The following is a 16,601-nucleotide window of genomic DNA, read 5'->3' as shown; positions in this document are numbered from 1 at the left end:
CTTTATATCAACCGCGGCCATGTCAGAGCCGCTAGAAGAAAGGTGCGTTCCCCGATGCGTTCGAGCTATCTCTTCACGTCAGAATCAGTGTCGGAGGGTCATCCAGACAAGGTGTCGGATCAGATCAGCGATGCAATCGTCGATCTGTTCCTGAGCAAGGACCCCGAGGCCCGCGTGGCGTGCGAGACGCTCACCACCACCCAGCTCGTGGTGCTTGCTGGCGAAATCCGCTGCAAGGGCGTCTACGAGAACGGGGAATGGGCGCCCGGCGCGCTCGAGGAAATCGAGAAGGCCGCGCGTGATACCGTGCGCGAGATCGGCTACGAGCAGTCCGGCTTCCACTGGGAAACGCTGACCTTCGAGAACCACCTGCACGGCCAGAGCGCGCATATCGCGCAGGGCGTGGACGCCTCGGGCAACAAGGACGAAGGCGCCGGCGACCAGGGCATCATGTTCGGCTTCGCCTGCAACGAGACGCCGGATCTCATGCCCGCGACGCTCTATTATTCTCACCGCATCCTGCACCGCATGGCGCAGGACCGCCACTCGGGCGCGGCTCCCTTCCTGGAGCCGGACGCCAAGAGCCAGGTGACCCTGCGCTTCGAGAACGGCGTGCCGGCCGCCTGCACGGCGATCGTCGTCTCCACCCAGCATGCGCCGGGCTATGACAAGGGCGATAAGGAAGCCGAGCTGAAGGCCTATGTGAAGAAGGTCGTCGCCGACATCATCCCGGCCGAACTGCTCTCCGACGAGACGGTCTACCACATCAACCCGACCGGCAGCTTCGAGATCGGCGGGCCGGACGGCGACGCGGGCCTCACCGGCCGCAAGATCATCGTCGACACTTATGGCGGCGCGGCCCCGCATGGCGGCGGCGCATTCAGCGGCAAGGACCCGACCAAGGTGGACCGCTCGGCCGCCTACATCACCCGCTATCTCGCCAAAAACATCGTGGCGGCGGGCCTCGCCAAGAAGTGCACCATCCAGCTTGCCTACGCCATCGGCGTCGCCAAGCCGCTCTCGCTCTATGTCGATACGCACGGCACCGGCACGGTGAGCGACGACAAGATCGAAGCCGCGATCGGCAAGATCGAGAAGCTGGGCGGCATGACCCCGCGCGGCATCCGCACGCATCTCGGCCTCAACAAGCCGATCTACAAGCGCACGGCGGCCTACGGGCACTTCGGGCCGCAATGCCGAGGGCGATTTCTTCCCCTGGGAGCGGACCGATCTCGTCGAGGACATCAAGGCCGCACTGGGCTGACGCTGCTTCCCTCGCCGGGGAGCGCGGCATCGCAGACTGACAGGAAGGCGCTCGCGACCATGCGGGCGCCTTTTCCTTTGCAGGCGCAAGGCCGCGTGGGAACGGGGCGGCGCCCGGCCCCCCTTGCGCTCGGCGCGGCAGGGAGTAGGAACGCGCCGATGACTGCTTTCAAAACCGGCGATCCGACCACGCTCAACCGTCTTTACGGGCGCCAGTCCGGCCACAAGCTGCGGGCCGGGCAACAGGCGCTGGTCGAGGAGCTGCTGCCGGCGATCAGCGTGCCGGAGGAGGGGGAGATCACCGCGACGCGGCTGTTCGGCCCGAGTGCCTTTGGCGAGCGGCCCCTGCATTTCGAGATCGGCTTCGGATCGGGCGAGCATCTCGCCTATCGGGCGGACATGCTGCCGGATCACGGCTTCATCGGCTGCGAGCCCTTCCTCAATGGTGTGGTGGGGGCGCTGGGGCATGTGCGCGACAGGCACCTGGCCAATGTCCGCCTGCACATGGGCAATGCGCTCGACGTGCTGGCGCGCATTCCCGACGGAGCGCTGAGCTTCGTCTACCTGCTGCATCCCGATCCATGGCCCAAGGCGCGCCATGCCAAGCGGCGGATGATGAACAAGGGCCCGGTGGACCTCATTGCCGCCAAGCTGAAGCCGGGCGGGGAATTCCGCTTCGGCACCGATCATCCGGTCTATCTGCGCTGGGCGCTGATGACGATGCGCGGGCGGACCGACTTCGAATGGCTGTGCGAGACGCCGCGCGACTTCCTCCAGCGCCCCGGCGGCTGGCCCGAAACACGCTATGAAGCCAAGGCGCGCCAGAAAGGGCATGAGGTCTGGTATTTCCGGTATCGGCGGCGGCCAGACTAACCTATTTGGAACTTTTCTGTTGACATCGTGACGCTATCTGGTTAGAGAAGCGCAACATCGCAATTCGAGTCAGTCGGCGGCGCGGGGCGCCAGCCTGGACGGCTCCGGTCAACAGGACATCGTCGGATGAAGGATCGCCAAGACGGCAAGGCCGGTCGCGCCGCGCGTCCGGGCCGCCGCTCTCGCTGGTCGGGGCGGCGCAGGTCGCTCTTCCTGAGCGCGCTCGCCGCCTATCCCAATGTGGCGGCGGCCGCACGCGCGGCAGGCGTCAGCCGCTCGGGCGCCTACGAACTCAAGGCACGGGACGAGATCTTCGCATGGCAATGGCGCGCGGCGGTGGACGATGGCTATTCCGAACTCGAATTGTCGCTGATGCTGCAGGCGCTGGAAGGCACGGTGCGGACCGAAGTGGTTTTCGACGGCGCGACCAGCAGCGTGAAGCAGATCAAACTGACTCGTGCCCCGGCGCCCATGCTGGGGCTTCGGCTGCTCGAGGCGCATCGATCGGCGCGACCCGATCGCGGCGCGGCGGCGGCTGGCGGGGACGCGGAGGACGCGGATGCAGCAGCGGTGGTGGAGCGGCTGCTCCAGGACATGGACGTGGTACATGAGCGCCTGCAGGAGCCCTCCGGCGACGCGGACGCAATGGCGGAAGGCGAGGCTGAATCGGGCGAGTCTGAACCGGACGAGATGGAATCGGGTGAGGCGGAACGTGACTGACGCCCGGCAGCCAAAGGGCCGGGCACACCGGCTCCGGTCCGGAGGCCCGTCGGGTCTACACGCGCTTTCCCTTTACGAACGCGTTGCCTGGCTGGAACGGGTGAAGCGCCAGGATGCGCTCGAACGGCTCGGCGCAGGCACGCGACGGGCGTTGATGGAGGGCTGGGCCTGCCGGGCGCGCCCGGCGCAGCTCCCGCCGCCCGGCGCGTGGTTCGTCTGGCTCATCATGGCGGGACGCGGCTTCGGCAAGACGCGCGCCGGCGCGGAATGGGTGCGCGCCATCGCCGAAGCGGACGACACGGCCCGCATCGCGCTGGTGGCGGCCAGCCTGCACGAAGCACGCAGCATCATGGTGGAAGGCGAAAGCGGCCTGCTGGCGATCGCGCCGGCCGACCGGCGGCCGCACTGGCACCCCGCATTGCGCCAGCTCGTCTGGCCCGGCGGCGCGCGTGCGACGATCTATGGCGCGAGCGAGCCGGATACGCTGCGCGGGCCGCAGCACAGCCATGGCTGGGCGGACGAGATCGCCAAATGGCCGCGCGGCATCCGCGCCTGGGACAATCTGGTGATGGGGTTGCGGCTGGGCCGGCGCCCGAGGATCGTCGCGACGACGACGCCGCGCCCGGTGGCGCTGGTGCGACGGCTGGCGAGCGACCCGACGGTCGCCGTGACGCAGGGCCGGATGCGCGACAACCGCGCCATGCTGCCCCGGCAGTTCGTGCGGGAAATGGACCGCAGCTTCGCGGCCACGCGGCTCGGCCGGCAGGAGCTGGACGGGGAATTGCTGCTCGATACGCCGGGCGCGCTCTGGACGCGCGACCTGCTGGACCGATGCCGCCTGGCAGGGCCGGTGCCTTCGCCTTGCGATCTCGTGCGGGTGGTCGTGGGCGTCGACCCGCCGGCAAGCGAGCATGGCGACGCCTGCGGGATCGTGGTGGCGGCGCTCGATGCGGAGGGCAGGGCGCTGGTGCTGGAGGACGCGACAGTCGAACAGGCGAGCCCGCAACGCTGGGCGCAGGCGACGGCTGCCGCGGCGGCGCGGTGGCGCGCAGACAGGGTCGTGGCCGAGGCCAATAATGGCGGTGCGATGGTGGCGGCCGTGCTGCGCGCGGCCGACATCGCGCTGCCGGTCCGTCTCGTCCATGCCTCGCGCGGCAAGAGTGCGCGGGCCGAGCCGGTGGCGGCCGCCTATGAGGCTGGACGGGTGCGCCACGCGGGCTTGTTCGCCGCGCTGGAGGACCAGCTTTGTAGCATGATGATCGGCGGAGGCTATGAAGGACCGGGCCGCTCGCCCGACCGGGCGGACGCGCTGGTGTGGAGCCTCGCCGACCTCCTCGCGCCGGGTGGAGCCAAAGCCCGGCTCAGGCGCCTTTGAAACGGGACGTACCGGGCGCCGCTCCGGTTATTGACTTGCTTTTGGGACGGGAAGGGCGGACGATCGCCGGACTGCAGGGCTGCGGGAGGAGCCCGGGGTGGACGACATCTTGAAAAGGATTGCGGGTGCTACGACCCTGCCGCTGCTCTGGCGGCAGATGACCCGTTATTACCATCGCCACGGCTTCGGCGGGGTGAGCTATTACTGGGTACGCACGACGACCAATCTGCCCGCCAGCGTCCCGCTGCAATATGGCTTCTCCAAAAGCGAGATCGAGCTTTATCTCTCGTTCGATTTCCAGCGGCTCGACATCGTGCCGCGGGCGGCGCTGGCCGCCGGCATGCCGATCCGCTGGAGCGACATCTGGAAGAACAGCGAACTGACCGGCGAGGAACGCGAGTTCCTGGCCGCGATGAGGACGATCGACTTCACCGACGGCTTCTCGCTGCCCTGCTATGGCCCCAACAGCCGCAACGCGGTGGTCGGCATCGGGAAGATGACGGAACAGACCGACATCAGCCCGAGCCACCTCTCCCTGCTGCACTTTGCGGCGCAGGCGGCGCATCTGCGCATCTGCACGCTGTTTGCCGACGAGGTGGTGCGTGACCGGCAGCTCTCCACGCGGGAGAAGGAAATCCTCGACTGGGTGGCGCGCGGCAAGAGCAACAATGTGATCGCCGAGATTCTCGCCATCTCGCCGGGAACGGTCGATACCTACATGCGGCGCATCTACGAGAAGCTGGAAGTCTCCGATCGGACCTCCGCGGCCGTGAAAGGCGTGGGACTGGGGCTGATCGCGGCCTGACCTGCGCTGCCGCTGCGGTTGCGAACCGCGCGGCGCGGTGAAGGGTGGCTGCGGACGTTTTTCATAGAGACCGGAATCCATGACGGACGGCCCACATGGGCCTCGCGCGGGCTTTCGCCCGGCCGACAGTGGTTCTGCCTGCCTCAAATTCCTCTGCTCCGGAGAAGGAGACGATCATTGAAATGGTTTGGACGCAAGGCCGCGCCGGCAGAGGCGCGACCACCGCTGGCGCGCGCGTGGATCGGCCCGGGCTGCTCGGGCTCGGGCGCCTGGCCGCAGGATTATGCGGCGCAGCTCAAGGCGGCGGTGACCGTCAATCCCGTGGCGCAGCGCGCGCTGCGGCTGGTCAGCGAGGCCGTCGGCAGCGCGGCGCTGAGCGCGGCGGCGGACCATGCCGGCGATGCGCGGGACGCGCTGCGCCTCGTCCAGCATCGTTCGGCGGGGCAGGGACTGCTGGAGACGCTCGCCGCGCATGTGCTCGTCCATGGCAATGGTTATGCGCAGATCAGCCATGGCCCGGACGGACGGCCCGCCGGCCTCTATGCGCTGCGCCCGGACAGGATCACGATCGAGCAGGACATGCAGGGCTGGCCCGTCGCCTATCGCTACCGGGCGGGCGAGCGGCTGCTGCGCTACCCGGGCGAGGACGCCGCCGGGCGGACGGCGGTGATCCATGTGAAGGCGCTCAACCCGGCTGACGATCTTCTGGGGCTGGGCTGCCTGTGCGCGGCGGCGGGCGCCGTCGCCATCCACAATGCGGCGACGGCCTGGAACAAGGCACTGCTGGACAATGCCGCTCGCCCCTCCGGCGCGTTGGTCTACGATCCCAAGGATGGCAGCGCGCTCTCCTCCGACCAGTTCGACAGGCTGAGGGCGGAGCTGGAAAGCGCTTTCCAGGGGCGGGAGAATGCCGGGCGACCGATGCTGCTGGAAGGCGGCCTCTCCTGGCAATCGATGAGCCTGTCGCCGGCCGACATGGACTTCGTGCAATTGAAGGCCGCCGCGGCGCGCGACATCGCGCTTGCTTTCGGGGTGCCGCCAGTGCTCATCGGCCTGCCGGGCGACAGCACCTATTCCAATTACCGCGAGGCCAACAAGGCGCTCTGGCGCCAGAGCGTGCTGCCGCTGGCGGACAAGATCCTCGGCGCGCTGGCGCAGGGGCTGGGCGACTTCATGCCGGGCCTTACGCTCGGCGTGGACATAAACCGCGTGCCCGCCCTGGTCGATGACCGCACGCTGCTCTGGGAACAGGTCGGCGCGGCCGATTTCCTGAGCGCGGAAGAGAAGAAGGCGATGCTGGGCATCGAGGCGGCCGGCGCATGAGGGCGGGCGAGGGCAGCGCGCCGGTGCGCTTCGCGGGCTATGCCGCGATCTTCGCGCGGCCGGACAATGGCGGGGACGTCATCAGCCCCGGTGCCTTCGCGGCGAGCCTTGCCCGGCGCGGCAAGGACGGCCTGCCGCTGCTCTGGCAGCATCGGGCGGACCAGCCCGTCGGGCGGATCGACACGGCAAGCGAAGACGGGCGCGGGCTGCGGGTGATCGGCACGATCGACGGCGCGAGCGAGACAGGACGGCGCGCGGCGGCGCTGCTGCGCGCGGGGCGGATCGACGGCCTGTCGTTCGGCTACCGCGTGGTCGCTGCGCAGGGCGCGCAGCCCCGGCGGCTGGATGCGCTCGACCTGGTGGAAGTGAGCCTCGTCACGCACCCGATGCAGCCGCTTGCCCGCGTGCATGCGGTGGAGGGGGAAGTGCCTCTCCCTGCCGGGACGGCGGGCCGGCGGGGCGGGCCCTGAGGGCGCTCCCCTTCGCGGGCGAAGGACAGGTTTTTCCGCGCGGCCGCGAGGCGCGCGCACGATCGATCGACGGGGTCCGCAGGGGCCCCTTTCTTTTTTGACCAAGGAGACGTGAACCATGCTGGAAGTGAAAGCCGATGCGCTCGAGGAGAGCTTCGACGCGGTGCTGCAGGCAGACCGCATTGCCGGGATCGAGGCGCGCATGGATGCGCTCGACGATGCCGTGAGGACGCAGGCGACCAGGGCCGCCCGCCCGCCGCTCGATGGCGCCAAGGGCAGCGAGACCGATCCGGCGCGAGCCGCCTTCACCGAGCGTTATCTGCGTCGGGGCATCGAGGCCGGCGTGGAACTGAAGAGCTTCTCCGGTGCGAGCGGCGGCAGTGGCGGCTATGCCGTACCGCGCGAGATCGACGAGATGATCGAGGCGACGCTCAAGTCCATCTCGCCCATCCGCGCGATTGCCAATGTCGTTCGCACCGGCTCGGCGGGCTATCGCAAGCTGGTGACGACCGGCGGCGTCGTGTCCGGCTGGGCATCCGAGACCGGCGCGCGCGCCGAGACGGCGACGCCGACCTTCGAGGAAATCGCGCCGCCCTCCGGCGAGCTGTTCGCCAATCCGTCCGCGAGCCAGGCGATGCTGGACGACGCGCAGTTCGACGTGGAAGGCTGGCTGGCGCAGGAAATCGCGCAGGAATTCGCCAGGGCGGAAGGCGCCGCCTTCGTCGGCGGGGACGGCACGAACAAGCCCAAGGGCTTCCTGACCTACGCCACCGCCGCCCAGGCGGACGGCGCGCGCGCCTTCGGCACGCTGCAATATGTGCCCTCGGGCGCGGCCGGCGGCTTCCCGGCGAGCAATCCGCAGGACCGGCTGATCGACCTCGTCCAGTCGCTCCGGGCGCCTTACCGGCAGGGCGCGGCGTTCGTGATGAACTCGGCGACGCTGGCGCGCATCCGCAAGTTCAAGACCAGCGACGGCGCGTTCCTGTGGCAGCCGGGGCTCGCGGCAGGCCAGCCCGCGACACTGCTCGGCTATCCGGTGATCGAGGCGGAAGACATGCCCGATCTCGCCGCGAACAGCCTCTCGATCGCCTTCGGCAATTTCACGCATGGCTATGTGATCGCCGAGCGCGCCGAGACGAGCATCCTGCGCGACCCCTTCACCAACAAGCCGTTCGTGCACTTCTATGCCGTCAAGCGGATCGGCGGCGCGGTGTCGAACAGCGAGGCCATCAAGCTCATGAAGTTCGCCGAAAGCTGAGCATCGCGCCGGGCCCCGCCCGGTGCAGCGCCATGCCGGTTCCTCCCCGCCGGCATGGCGCTTTTTCTTCTCCCGCGATTCTCACGCGAAAGGCGCACTCCCTCATGACTGTCACGATCTCGACCGGCGGGCCGCTCGCGGTGCCGCTCGACGACCTCAAGGCCTATCTGCAGATCAGCCTGCCGGACGAGGATGCGGCACTGACCGGCCTCATTCGCGCCGCCAGCGAAACCGCGGAGCGCTTTATCGGCCAGCTGCTGATCGCGCGGGCGGTGGACGAGATCGTCCCCGCCGCCAGCGCATGGCGGCCGCTGGCGATCCGGCCGGTGCAGGCGATCACCGCAGTTTTCGGCATTCCGGCGGAGGGCGCGGAATTCACCTTGCCGGTCGAAAACTACACGATCGACATCGGCGCGGACGGCACCGGGCGCGTGCGTGTGGCCAATCCCGGCGCTGCGGGCCGCATCCGCGTGACTTATGTCGCGGGGCTCGCCAGCGAGGCGGCGGCCCTGCCGGACGCGATCCGCCATGCCATCGTGCGGCTGGCGGGCGAGCGCCATGCGCGACGCGAAGGGCTGGAAACGGAGCTGCCGGCATCGGTCAGCGCGCTGCTGCGGCCCTGGCGGCGCATGGTGCTGGCATGAGCGGCGCCGTCGCCGTGCGCGGCGCGATCCTCGCGGCGTTGCGGGACGACGCGGCGCTCATGGCGCTGGTCAACCTTGTCGCCGATGGCGAGCGGATGAAGGCCAGCCCGCCCTGGCTGCTGGTCGGCGATCCGGCGGGAACCGGCTGGGGGGCGCGGGGCGTGGACGGGCTGGCCCTGCGCCAGCCGCTGCTGCTGACGGTGCGCAGCGACGATTCCGTCCGGATGACATCGGCGATCGAGCGGATCGACAGCGTGCTCCGCGCCATGGAGGGCGATCTGGGCACGTGGCGGATCACCGCTCTGAACCGGGCGCGCACGAGCATTGCCCATGGGCGGACGGCCTGGCGCGCGAGCCTCGATTATGCCGTGCGGATCGCACGGCTGCACTGACGAAGCGCCCCGGCTCTCTCACATCATCACGAAGCGAAAGGAAGACCTCATGGCAGTGGAGAAGGGCAGTGCATTCCTGCTCAAGATCGGCGACGGCGGTGCGCCGGTGACTTACGCGACCATCGCCGGGCTGCGCGCGACGCAGCTCTCCGTGAATGGCGAGGCCGTGAACATCACGTCCAAGGATTCGGGGGGCTGGCGGCAATTGCTGCCGGGCGCGGGCGTACGCTCGGTGAGCGTGTCGGGCGCGGGCATCTTCACCGGCTCGGCAGCGGAAGTGCGGCTGCGCGACCATGCGCTGGGCGGCGCGATCGACGACTATGAGCTGAGCTTTGAAAGCGGGGAGCGGCTGCGCGGTCGCTTCCTCGTGACGCGGCTCGACTATGCCGGGGACTATAATGGCGAGCGGACCTACACGCTCAGCCTGGAAAGTTCCGGCGCGGTGAGCGCGCTGTGAGCGGCGCCAATCCTGCCCGCGGCGAGGCGACGCTGTGCGTCGGCGACCGGCTGATGACGGTGCGCCCCAGCTTCGCCGCGCTGGTGGCGGCGGAAAGCGAGACGGGGCCGCTGCTGGCGCTGGTCGACCGGGCGGCCGAAGGGCGACTGACGCTCGCGGAGATGGAAGCGCTGCTTTGGCATTGCCTTGTCGACCGGCCGGAGACGATGGCGCGGGCCACGCTGGGCGAGGCGCTGCTGGCGCAGGGACTGGGCGCCGCCATGCCGGCGATCCGCGCGATCCTGCGGCAGGCGCTGGCCGGCGTGCAATGAGCTTTGCGCAGGCGGCGCGACGGCTCGCGGGACAGGCGGGCCTGCTGCTCGGCTGGCGGCCGGACGAATTCTGGCGCGCCACGCCTGACGAACTGGCCGACGCCTTCGCCGCGCTGCGGGCGATCGGCGATGCGAGCGGCACGGTGGGGGCGGGCAATCCGCTGGACCGGGCCTCGCTGGGGCAATTGATGGAGGCACATCCCGATGAATGAGCACGCGATGGACGAGGACTGGCCGAATGACGGCGACTGGCAGACGGCGCAGGCGGAGTTGGCGCGCACGCGCGGCGAGGCCGCCGGACTGCGCGACGAGATCGCCCAGCTTGCCTCCGGCGCCGAGCGGGCAAGCCGGACGATCGAAGCCGGCCTGCTGCGCGCGGTGAGGACGGGGCGGTTCGGCTTCGAGGATCTGGGCAAGGTCGCGCTCTCCGTGATGGCGCAGATCGCGCAGGCGGCCGTGCGCAACGGCATGAACGCGGCGCTGGGCGGCGGCAGCGCGGGGCAGGCCGGCCTTGCGGGACTGGGGACGAGCCTGGTCGCCGGACTGTTGGGTCTGCCGGGCCGGGCGACCGGCGGGCCGGTCGCGCCCGGCCGCGCCTATCTGGTCGGCGAGCGCGGGCCCGAGCTGTTCCTGCCGACGAGCAGCGGGCAAATCCTGCCCGGGGCCGGGGGGCCGGGCGCCGCGCGGGACGTGCGCGTGGCGATCACCGTCCAAGGCACCGGGCAGGACGCGCCGCGCGCGCTCGCCCGCAGTGCGCGGCAAGTGGCCCGGGCGGTGCGCGGTGCGCTGATGGAATAGCGGCGACCCTTTCCGGAAAATCGCCATCCGGAAAGCGTGCGGTCCGCGTCGATTCACTTGCGCTATCGGAAGGAAAAACCATGGCTTACTGGCTGGCCGATGCCCGGCGCCATCAGGAGAGCGGCGTCATCAAGCGCTTCTCGCCGCCGTTCTGGACGGTCGATTTCCCCCGGCCGATGATGGCCTCGGTCGTGACGCAGGGCGCGGACGGACTGCGCATCGACGCGGTGTTCCACGGCTCGGGTGATCTTGCGGGCCTCATCTGGGAGTCGGAGGACCGCTGGGATCATCCGTTGCTGCGCTACGAGACGCGGCGGGACCATGGCGGTTGCCGGCTGTCCTTCCGCTGGCGCAGCGCAGGCATGAAGCCGCTGGATGCGGTCCACGGGCCGACCCTGACCATCGAGGGGCGGGATGCCTCCGGCGTGCCCCGCTCATGGTATGTGCGGCTGTGGAACTACGCGGCGGGCGATCCGGAAGATGCGCGGATCACGCTCGATTTCGATGCGCTCAATGGCGGTTTCCTGCTGCCCGACGAAGCCGACGCCGTCTATCCCGGCGACATCGACCGAATGTTCATTTCCCTCGTACCGGCGGCTTATGACGCGGGCGACACGCTGTTCCCGGAAGCGGCCGAGGCCTGGGTCGAGATCAGCGGCATGCGCTGCGACGGCCCGGGTTCGGTGCTCGCCATCGGGGACATCATGGTGCCCGAGCACGGCCTTTCCATCGCGACTGGCTATGACGACACCTATAACCAGACGCCCGAGCGGCTGCTGCGGCAGGCGCTGGCGCTGGGCTATCGCGGCGCGATCAATCATTATGTCGGCATGAGCCATTATATGCGGCTCGCGCCCGTCTCCGACGGCTTCGAGGCGAGTCTGGCCGGCGGTGCTCTGGCGATGCCCTGCGCGCGCTGGCACGCGGACTTCGCGGCGCGCTGCGTGGCGCTGGGGTTCGGGCTCATCCTCTCGCTCTCATACGAGCTGTTCGATGCCTATTGCCCGGCGGCCTGGAAGCAGCGGGCCTGGGACGGGGCACCGGCCCTGACCGGATGGGTGCCGCCATCGACCCTGCTCTCCCCGGCGCATGACGGCGCGACGGCCTATCTGGCGGCAGTGGCCCGCGCCTTCGTCGCCATCGTGCGCGACGCGGGGCTGGCGGTGCGGTTCCAGATCGGCGAGCCCTGGTGGTGGATCATGCCGGACGGGCGGCCCTGCCTCTATGACGATGCCGCGCGGCTGGCGCTGGGCGGCGCGCCACCGGAAATCCCGACCGTGCGTGGCCCGCTCGACGCGGCGCAGATCGCCTTGCTCGACGAAGCGGGTGCGTTGCTCGCGGCCTCCACGGCGACGGTGCGGGAAGCGGTGCTGGACGAAGCGATCGAAGCGGAGACGCTGCTGCTGGTCTATCTCCCGAGCGTGCTCGACCCTGCCGCGCCGGAGCTCAAGCGGGCGAACGTGCCGGTCGGCTGGGCGGCGCCGGCCTTCGACCGGCTGCAGATCGAGGATTATGACTGGGTGACGGAAGGGCGCGTGGCGCTCTCGGCGGCGGGACGCGCGGCGATGAACGCGCGGCTCGGCTATCCCCCCGGTGCACAGCATTATCTCGCCGGCTTCGTGCCCGCCGGGCTGGCGGCCGACGAGACGGCGACCGCCTGGTCGCGGATCGCGGCGGCGGCGGAAGCAGCGATGGAGCGCGGCCATGCCGCGACATTCATCTGGGCACTGCCGCAGGTCGCGCGGGACGGCTTCACATTCTTCGATCTTCAGGGAGACGCCGACGTGCAGGCATTCGACGACATCGCCTTTCCGCTCGACATCGGCCGCCGGGCGCAAGTGGCGCCGACCTTCTCGACGCGCGTGATCGAAAGCGTGTCCGGCCATGAACAGCGCAGCACCCAGTGGGCGGACGCGCGGCTCCATTTCGACGCCGGACCGGGCGTGCGCTCCGAAGCGGACATCGCGACGCTGATCGCCTTCTTCCGGGCGCGACGAGGCGCGGCGCGGGGCTTTCGTTTCCGCGATCCCTTCGATCATGCATCCGCGTCATCCGGCGCCATGGTGAGCGCGACCGACCAGAGCCTCGGCACCGGCGACGGCGCGACGGCGCACTTCCGCCTGCTCAAGCGCTATGGCGAAGGACCGGACGCGCAGGTGCGCTTCATCACCCGGCCGGAAGAGGGCACGATCCGGGTCGCGCTGGACGGGGTCGAGCAGGCGGGCGGGTGGCATCATGCCGGCCTCGGCCAGATCGCTTTCGAGACCGCCCCGGCCGCGGGCACGAGCGTGACCGCGGGCTTCCTGTTCGACGTGCCGGTGCGGTTCGCGGAGGATCGTCTGGACATCGACCGGGAGACCTTCGCGGCAGGCGCGGTGCCCTCGGTCCCGTTGGTGGAAATCCGCGAATGACCGCGCTGACCGACATGCTCGCCGGGCCGCTCTGCGCCTTCGCCTTCTGCTGGCGGCTGGAACGGCGCGACGGCGTAACGCTTGGCCTCACCAGCCATGACCGACCGATCACCATGAACGGGCTCACTTATCGCCCCGCGCCCGGCCTTGTACCCGGCGCCCTGCTGCGCGGCGGCGACGGTACGGCGGAACTGACCGACGTGCGCGGCGCGCTCAGCTCCGCCGCGATCACGCAGGATGACCTCGACGCGGGGCGATGGGACGGCGCGACGCTGCTGCTGCATCTCACCGACTGGGCGCGGCCCGGCGAACTCTGGCTGGAGCTGGCGCGCGGCACGCTGGGCAGCGTCGAGCAGCAGGGCGAAAGCTATTCGGTGGCGCTGCGCTCGCACATCGGGGCGATGCTCGACAGGCCGGTGACGCCAGTCACCAGCCCGACCTGCCGGGCGCAGCTTGGCGACCGGGCCTGCCGGGTCGACCTGCGGCCGCTGCGCATGGTCGTGGTAATCGAAGACGTGGCGGACGATGCCGTGACATGCGCCGGACTGGGCCCGGGCGCCTATCCCTTCGGCAACCTGCGCTGGCTCGATGGCGCGAATGCCGGGCTGGTGCAGACGATCATCGATCAGGATGACGCGCGTCTCTTCCTGTCGGAACCGCCGCCCTTTCCGGTCGCCACGGGGAGCCGGGCGCTGCTGACGCAAGGCTGCGACAAGCGCCTCGCCACCTGCGCCGCCCGCTTCGCCAATGCCGCCAATTTTCGCGGCGAGCCGCATCTGCCGGGCATGGACCTGCTGACGCGCTATCCCGGGAGCTGAACGATGACCCTTCACGATTCCATCGCGGCCGAAGCGCTGGCGCTGGTCGGTGCGCCATTCCGGCTGCACGGGCGCTCCGAGCGGACCGGCCTGGACTGCGTGGGGCTCGCGGCGCTGGCGCTGCGGCGCGCGGGCGTGCCGGTGCACCGCCTGCCGGCCTACCGGCTGCGGGGAACCGCGCCCGACCATGCCGCCGCCGCCCTGCGCGAGGCCGGCCTGCTGCCGGCGGACGATCCCCGGCCGGGCGACATCCTGCTGGTGCGCAGCGGGCCGATGCAGCTTCATCTCATGATCGAGACCCGCCGGGGGCTGGTCCATGCCCATGCCGGGCTTGGCCGCGCCGTGCTGATGCCGCCGCCATCCCCCTGGCCGCTGCTCGGGCGCTGGCGATGCGCGCCGCGAGAGGAAGGGAGCTAGAGACATGGCGACACTTGTTCTGACGGCGCTGGGCAGCGTGATCGGCGGACCGCTGGGTGCGATCGGCGCGGCCATGGGCGGCGCCATCGGCGCGGTGGCGGGGCAGGCGATTGACGGTCTGATCTTTCGCCCCGGCCCGCAATCCGGCCCGCGCCTGAACGACCTGCAGGTCCAGACCTCCCGATATGGCGCGCGCATTCCGCGCATCTACGGGACGGTGCGCGTGGCGGGCACGGTGATCTGGTCCACCGATCTCATCGAGAGCAGCAGCACCAGCGGGGGCGGGAAGGGCCAGCCGAGCATCACGCGCTACAGCTATTCGGCAAGCTTCGCGGTGGCGCTTTCCTCCCGTCCGATCGCCGGCATCGGCCGCATCTGGGCGGACGGTAACCTGCTGCGCGGCGCGGCAGGCGACTGGAAATCGCCGGTAAGCGCCTTTCGCATCCATCATGGCGGGGAGGACCAGCCGGTCGATCCGCTGATCGCGGCGGATGTGGGCATCGCGGCGGCGCCGGCCTGCCGGGGCTGCGCCTATGTGCTGTTCGAGGGACTGGACCTTGCCGATTTCGGCAACCGCATTCCCTCGCTGACCTTCGAGCTGTTCGCGGACGCCGCGCCGCCGGGCCTCGCGTCGATCCTCTCCGATCTGGCGGGCGAGCCCGTGACCCATGCCGGAGACGAGGACGAGCCGCATCTTGCCGGCTTTGCCGCCGAGGGAAGCAACCTGCGCGAGACGGTGACGCCGCTGACGGACGTCTTCGGGATGCGCTGGCGGGAGCGGGAAGGGGCCGCCGCGCTCGGTCGCGGCACCTGGACGGGCCGGACGCTGGCGCGCGCCCACGCGATCCGAAGTCTGGATGGCCGGGCCGTGGAAGAGGGAACGAAGCGCCGGGACGCCATCGAGACCGTGCCGGCACGCCTCACCATCCGCCATCATGATCCCGACCGCGACTTCCAGATCGGCAGCCAGTCGGCGGAACGGCCGGGGCCGGGGCTGCGCGAGGAGAGCCTCGATCTCCCGGCCGTACTGACCGCGACGCAGGCCCGCACACTCGCCGGGCAGCGGCTGCGCGCCGCGGGGCGCGAGCGCAGCCGCTGCACGCGCGCCATGGACTGGACCGCACTCGATCTTGCCCCGGGCGACATCGTGGCGCTGGAGGGCGAACCGGGGCGCTGGCTCGTCGAGGCGAGCGACTGGGAAGACATGGCCGTGCGCCTGACGCTGCGCGCGGTGCGGGCGGGTGCGCGGCCGGACGCATCCGCAGGCGATCCGGGCGCCGTGGTGCGCGAGCCGGATCTGGCGCAGGGGCCGACCAGCCTCGCAATCGTAGAATGGCCGCCGGACGGGGCGACGCTGGCCACGGCGCCGCAGGTCTGCGTCGCAGCGACGGGCGCCGACGCAGGCTGGCGCCGCGCTGCGCTGTTCCGGACCCTTACCGATCCGCCGGGCGACGAGCCGATCGGCCGCACCGCGCCGCGGGCCGTGATCGGCACGGCGTTGACCGCGCTGCCGGCCGGCGCGGCGTGGCGCATCGATCGCCGCAGCTACGTCGAGGTGGAACTCGACAATGCGGCCGACGCGCTGACCTCGATCGAGGACGATGCGCTCATCAGCGGCGGCAATCCCTGCCAGATTGGGCAGGAAATGCTGCTGTTCGGAGAGGCCGAACCGCTGGCGCCCCGGCGCTATCGCCTGTCCCGCCTGATCCGCGGCTGGCGCGGTACGGAATGGGCGGCGGTCACCCATGAGGCTGGCGAGCGCTTCCTTTTCCTCGATCCCGCGCGACTCGCGGCCGTGGCGCTGACATCCGCTGATGCGGGACGGTTGCTGACGCTGAAAGCCATCGGCAGCGGCGATCTGACCCCGGCCGTTTCACACAGGGCAATCGAAGGCATCGCCATGCTGCCGCTCTCTCCGGTGCATGGCCGCGTAAAGCCCGCCGGGGGCGGGGACCTGTCGATCGGCTGGATCAGGCGCAGCCGTCTCGGCTGGCTCTGGTCGGACCATGCCGACAGCCCGCTGGGGGAGGAGACGGAAGCCTATCTGCTGCGGGTGACCGCCGGGGGCATCATCCTGCGGGAATGGGAAACGTCAACTCACGCCACCCTTTATGGTGCCGCCGAGCGGAGCGCGGACCTGCTCGCTGCCGATGGGCATCCGCTGAGGATGGAAATCCGGCAGCGGGGCATGTGGGGCCTGAGCCGCCCGCTCGTGCTCGACATCGCCTGACCTCGCTGCAGACGTTCACGACATTAGGAGGAATTA

17 protein-coding genes and 1 pseudogene are annotated in these 16,601 nt (G+C 70.2%); all 18 read left to right on the top strand.

Features of this window, described 5'->3' with window-relative positions; genetic code table 11:
- Positions 1 to 54 precede the first annotated feature (54 nt).
- Positions 55 to 1,264: pseudogene (gene metK / locus HNP60_RS16135) on the top strand (methionine adenosyltransferase).
- A gap of 158 nt (positions 1,265 to 1,422) precedes the next feature.
- On the top strand, positions 1,423 to 2,136 hold the full coding sequence (gene trmB / locus HNP60_RS16130; RefSeq protein WP_184155771.1) for a tRNA (guanine(46)-N(7))-methyltransferase TrmB: 714 nt from the start codon (positions 1,423 to 1,425) through the stop codon (positions 2,134 to 2,136).
- A gap of 126 nt (positions 2,137 to 2,262) precedes the next feature.
- On the top strand, positions 2,263 to 2,856 hold the full coding sequence (locus HNP60_RS16125; protein WP_184155769.1) for a hypothetical protein: 594 nt from the start codon (positions 2,263 to 2,265) through the stop codon (positions 2,854 to 2,856).
- Between the two features lie 100 nt (positions 2,857 to 2,956).
- The gene (locus tag HNP60_RS16120) at positions 2,957 to 4,231 is read left to right on the top strand and encodes a DNA-packaging protein (RefSeq protein WP_476712840.1); all 1,275 of its coding nucleotides are present in this window, start codon (positions 2,957 to 2,959) and stop codon (positions 4,229 to 4,231) included.
- 97 nt (positions 4,232 to 4,328) lie between these two features.
- A complete protein-coding gene (locus HNP60_RS16115) occupies positions 4,329 to 5,036 on the top strand; it encodes a helix-turn-helix transcriptional regulator (protein ID WP_014077637.1) in 708 nt (235 codons plus the stop codon).
- Between the two features lie 177 nt (positions 5,037 to 5,213).
- Entirely contained in the window at positions 5,214 to 6,359 is a 1,146-nt protein-coding gene (locus tag HNP60_RS16110; RefSeq protein WP_184155767.1) for a phage portal protein, read from the top strand.
- The gene (locus HNP60_RS16105; RefSeq protein ID WP_184155765.1) at positions 6,356 to 6,829 is read left to right on the top strand and encodes an HK97 family phage prohead protease; all 474 of its coding nucleotides are present in this window, start codon (positions 6,356 to 6,358) and stop codon (positions 6,827 to 6,829) included. The genes HNP60_RS16110 and HNP60_RS16105 overlap by 4 nt, the downstream gene beginning before the upstream one ends.
- 118 nt (positions 6,830 to 6,947) lie before the next feature.
- Entirely contained in the window at positions 6,948 to 8,087 is a 1,140-nt protein-coding gene (locus HNP60_RS16100) for a phage major capsid protein (protein WP_184155763.1), read from the top strand.
- A 104-nt stretch (positions 8,088 to 8,191) separates the two neighbouring features.
- Positions 8,192 to 8,731, top strand: coding sequence for a head-tail connector protein (locus tag HNP60_RS16095; RefSeq protein ID WP_184155761.1), 540 nt, complete (start codon positions 8,192 to 8,194; stop codon positions 8,729 to 8,731).
- Positions 8,728 to 9,123 (top strand): tail completion protein gp17, encoded by a 396-nt coding sequence (gene gp17 / locus HNP60_RS16090; RefSeq protein ID WP_184155759.1) that lies wholly within the window; start codon positions 8,728 to 8,730, stop codon positions 9,121 to 9,123. Before HNP60_RS16095 ends, gp17 begins: the two co-directional genes overlap by 4 nt.
- A 49-nt stretch (positions 9,124 to 9,172) precedes the next feature.
- Positions 9,173 to 9,580, top strand: a complete 408-nt coding sequence (locus HNP60_RS16085) for a phage major tail protein, TP901-1 family (protein ID WP_184052814.1) — start codon at positions 9,173 to 9,175, stop codon at positions 9,578 to 9,580.
- Positions 9,577 to 9,891, top strand: coding sequence for a GTA-gp10 family protein (locus HNP60_RS16080; RefSeq protein WP_184155757.1), 315 nt, complete (start codon positions 9,577 to 9,579; stop codon positions 9,889 to 9,891). The genes HNP60_RS16085 and HNP60_RS16080 overlap by 4 nt, the downstream gene beginning before the upstream one ends.
- The gene (locus HNP60_RS16075) at positions 9,888 to 10,103 is read left to right on the top strand and encodes a phage tail assembly chaperone (RefSeq protein WP_184155755.1); all 216 of its coding nucleotides are present in this window, start codon (positions 9,888 to 9,890) and stop codon (positions 10,101 to 10,103) included. The genes HNP60_RS16080 and HNP60_RS16075 overlap by 4 nt, the downstream gene beginning before the upstream one ends.
- Positions 10,104 to 10,110: 7 nt before the next feature.
- Positions 10,111 to 10,689 (top strand): tail tape measure protein, encoded by a 579-nt coding sequence (locus HNP60_RS16070; protein WP_420825253.1) that lies wholly within the window; start codon positions 10,111 to 10,113, stop codon positions 10,687 to 10,689.
- A gap of 80 nt (positions 10,690 to 10,769) precedes the next feature.
- A complete protein-coding gene (locus tag HNP60_RS16065) occupies positions 10,770 to 13,100 on the top strand; it encodes a DUF2460 domain-containing protein (protein ID WP_184155753.1) in 2,331 nt (776 codons plus the stop codon).
- On the top strand, positions 13,097 to 13,918 hold the full coding sequence (locus HNP60_RS16060; RefSeq protein WP_184155751.1) for a DUF2163 domain-containing protein: 822 nt from the start codon (positions 13,097 to 13,099) through the stop codon (positions 13,916 to 13,918). Before HNP60_RS16065 ends, HNP60_RS16060 begins: the two co-directional genes overlap by 4 nt.
- 3 nt (positions 13,919 to 13,921) lie before the next feature.
- Complete coding sequence (locus HNP60_RS16055; RefSeq protein ID WP_184155749.1) at positions 13,922 to 14,335, top strand: NlpC/P60 family protein; 414 nt, start codon at positions 13,922 to 13,924, stop codon at positions 14,333 to 14,335.
- A 4-nt stretch (positions 14,336 to 14,339) separates the two neighbouring features.
- Positions 14,340 to 16,565, top strand: coding sequence for a phage tail protein (locus HNP60_RS16050; protein ID WP_184155748.1), 2,226 nt, complete (start codon positions 14,340 to 14,342; stop codon positions 16,563 to 16,565).
- Positions 16,566 to 16,601: the final 36 nt, after the last annotated feature.

It is taken from the genome of Sphingobium lignivorans (assembly GCF_014203955.1).
GTDB classification, from domain to species: Bacteria; Pseudomonadota; Alphaproteobacteria; order Sphingomonadales; family Sphingomonadaceae; genus Sphingobium; species Sphingobium lignivorans.
This window is presented reverse-complemented; position numbering and strand designations above follow the sequence as displayed.

Coding starts and splice junctions, on each gene's coding strand:
- HNP60_RS16075 (WP_184155755.1), top strand. CDS start 9,888: ATGAGCTTTGCGCAGGCGGCGCGACGGCTCGCGGGACAGGCGGGCCTG.
- HNP60_RS16105 (WP_184155765.1), top strand. CDS start 6,356: ATGAGGGCGGGCGAGGGCAGCGCGCCGGTGCGCTTCGCGGGCTATGCC.
- HNP60_RS16100 (WP_184155763.1), top strand. CDS start 6,948: ATGCTGGAAGTGAAAGCCGATGCGCTCGAGGAGAGCTTCGACGCGGTG.
- HNP60_RS16125 (WP_184155769.1), top strand. CDS start 2,263: ATGAAGGATCGCCAAGACGGCAAGGCCGGTCGCGCCGCGCGTCCGGGC.
- HNP60_RS16070 (WP_420825253.1), top strand. CDS start 10,111: ATGGACGAGGACTGGCCGAATGACGGCGACTGGCAGACGGCGCAGGCG.
- HNP60_RS16065 (WP_184155753.1), top strand. CDS start 10,770: ATGGCTTACTGGCTGGCCGATGCCCGGCGCCATCAGGAGAGCGGCGTC.
- trmB (WP_184155771.1), top strand. CDS start 1,423: ATGACTGCTTTCAAAACCGGCGATCCGACCACGCTCAACCGTCTTTAC.
- HNP60_RS16055 (WP_184155749.1), top strand. CDS start 13,922: ATGACCCTTCACGATTCCATCGCGGCCGAAGCGCTGGCGCTGGTCGGT.
- HNP60_RS16060 (WP_184155751.1), top strand. CDS start 13,097: ATGACCGCGCTGACCGACATGCTCGCCGGGCCGCTCTGCGCCTTCGCC.
- HNP60_RS16050 (WP_184155748.1), top strand. CDS start 14,340: ATGGCGACACTTGTTCTGACGGCGCTGGGCAGCGTGATCGGCGGACCG.
- HNP60_RS16085 (WP_184052814.1), top strand. CDS start 9,173: ATGGCAGTGGAGAAGGGCAGTGCATTCCTGCTCAAGATCGGCGACGGC.
- gp17 (WP_184155759.1), top strand. CDS start 8,728: ATGAGCGGCGCCGTCGCCGTGCGCGGCGCGATCCTCGCGGCGTTGCGG.
- HNP60_RS16095 (WP_184155761.1), top strand. CDS start 8,192: ATGACTGTCACGATCTCGACCGGCGGGCCGCTCGCGGTGCCGCTCGAC.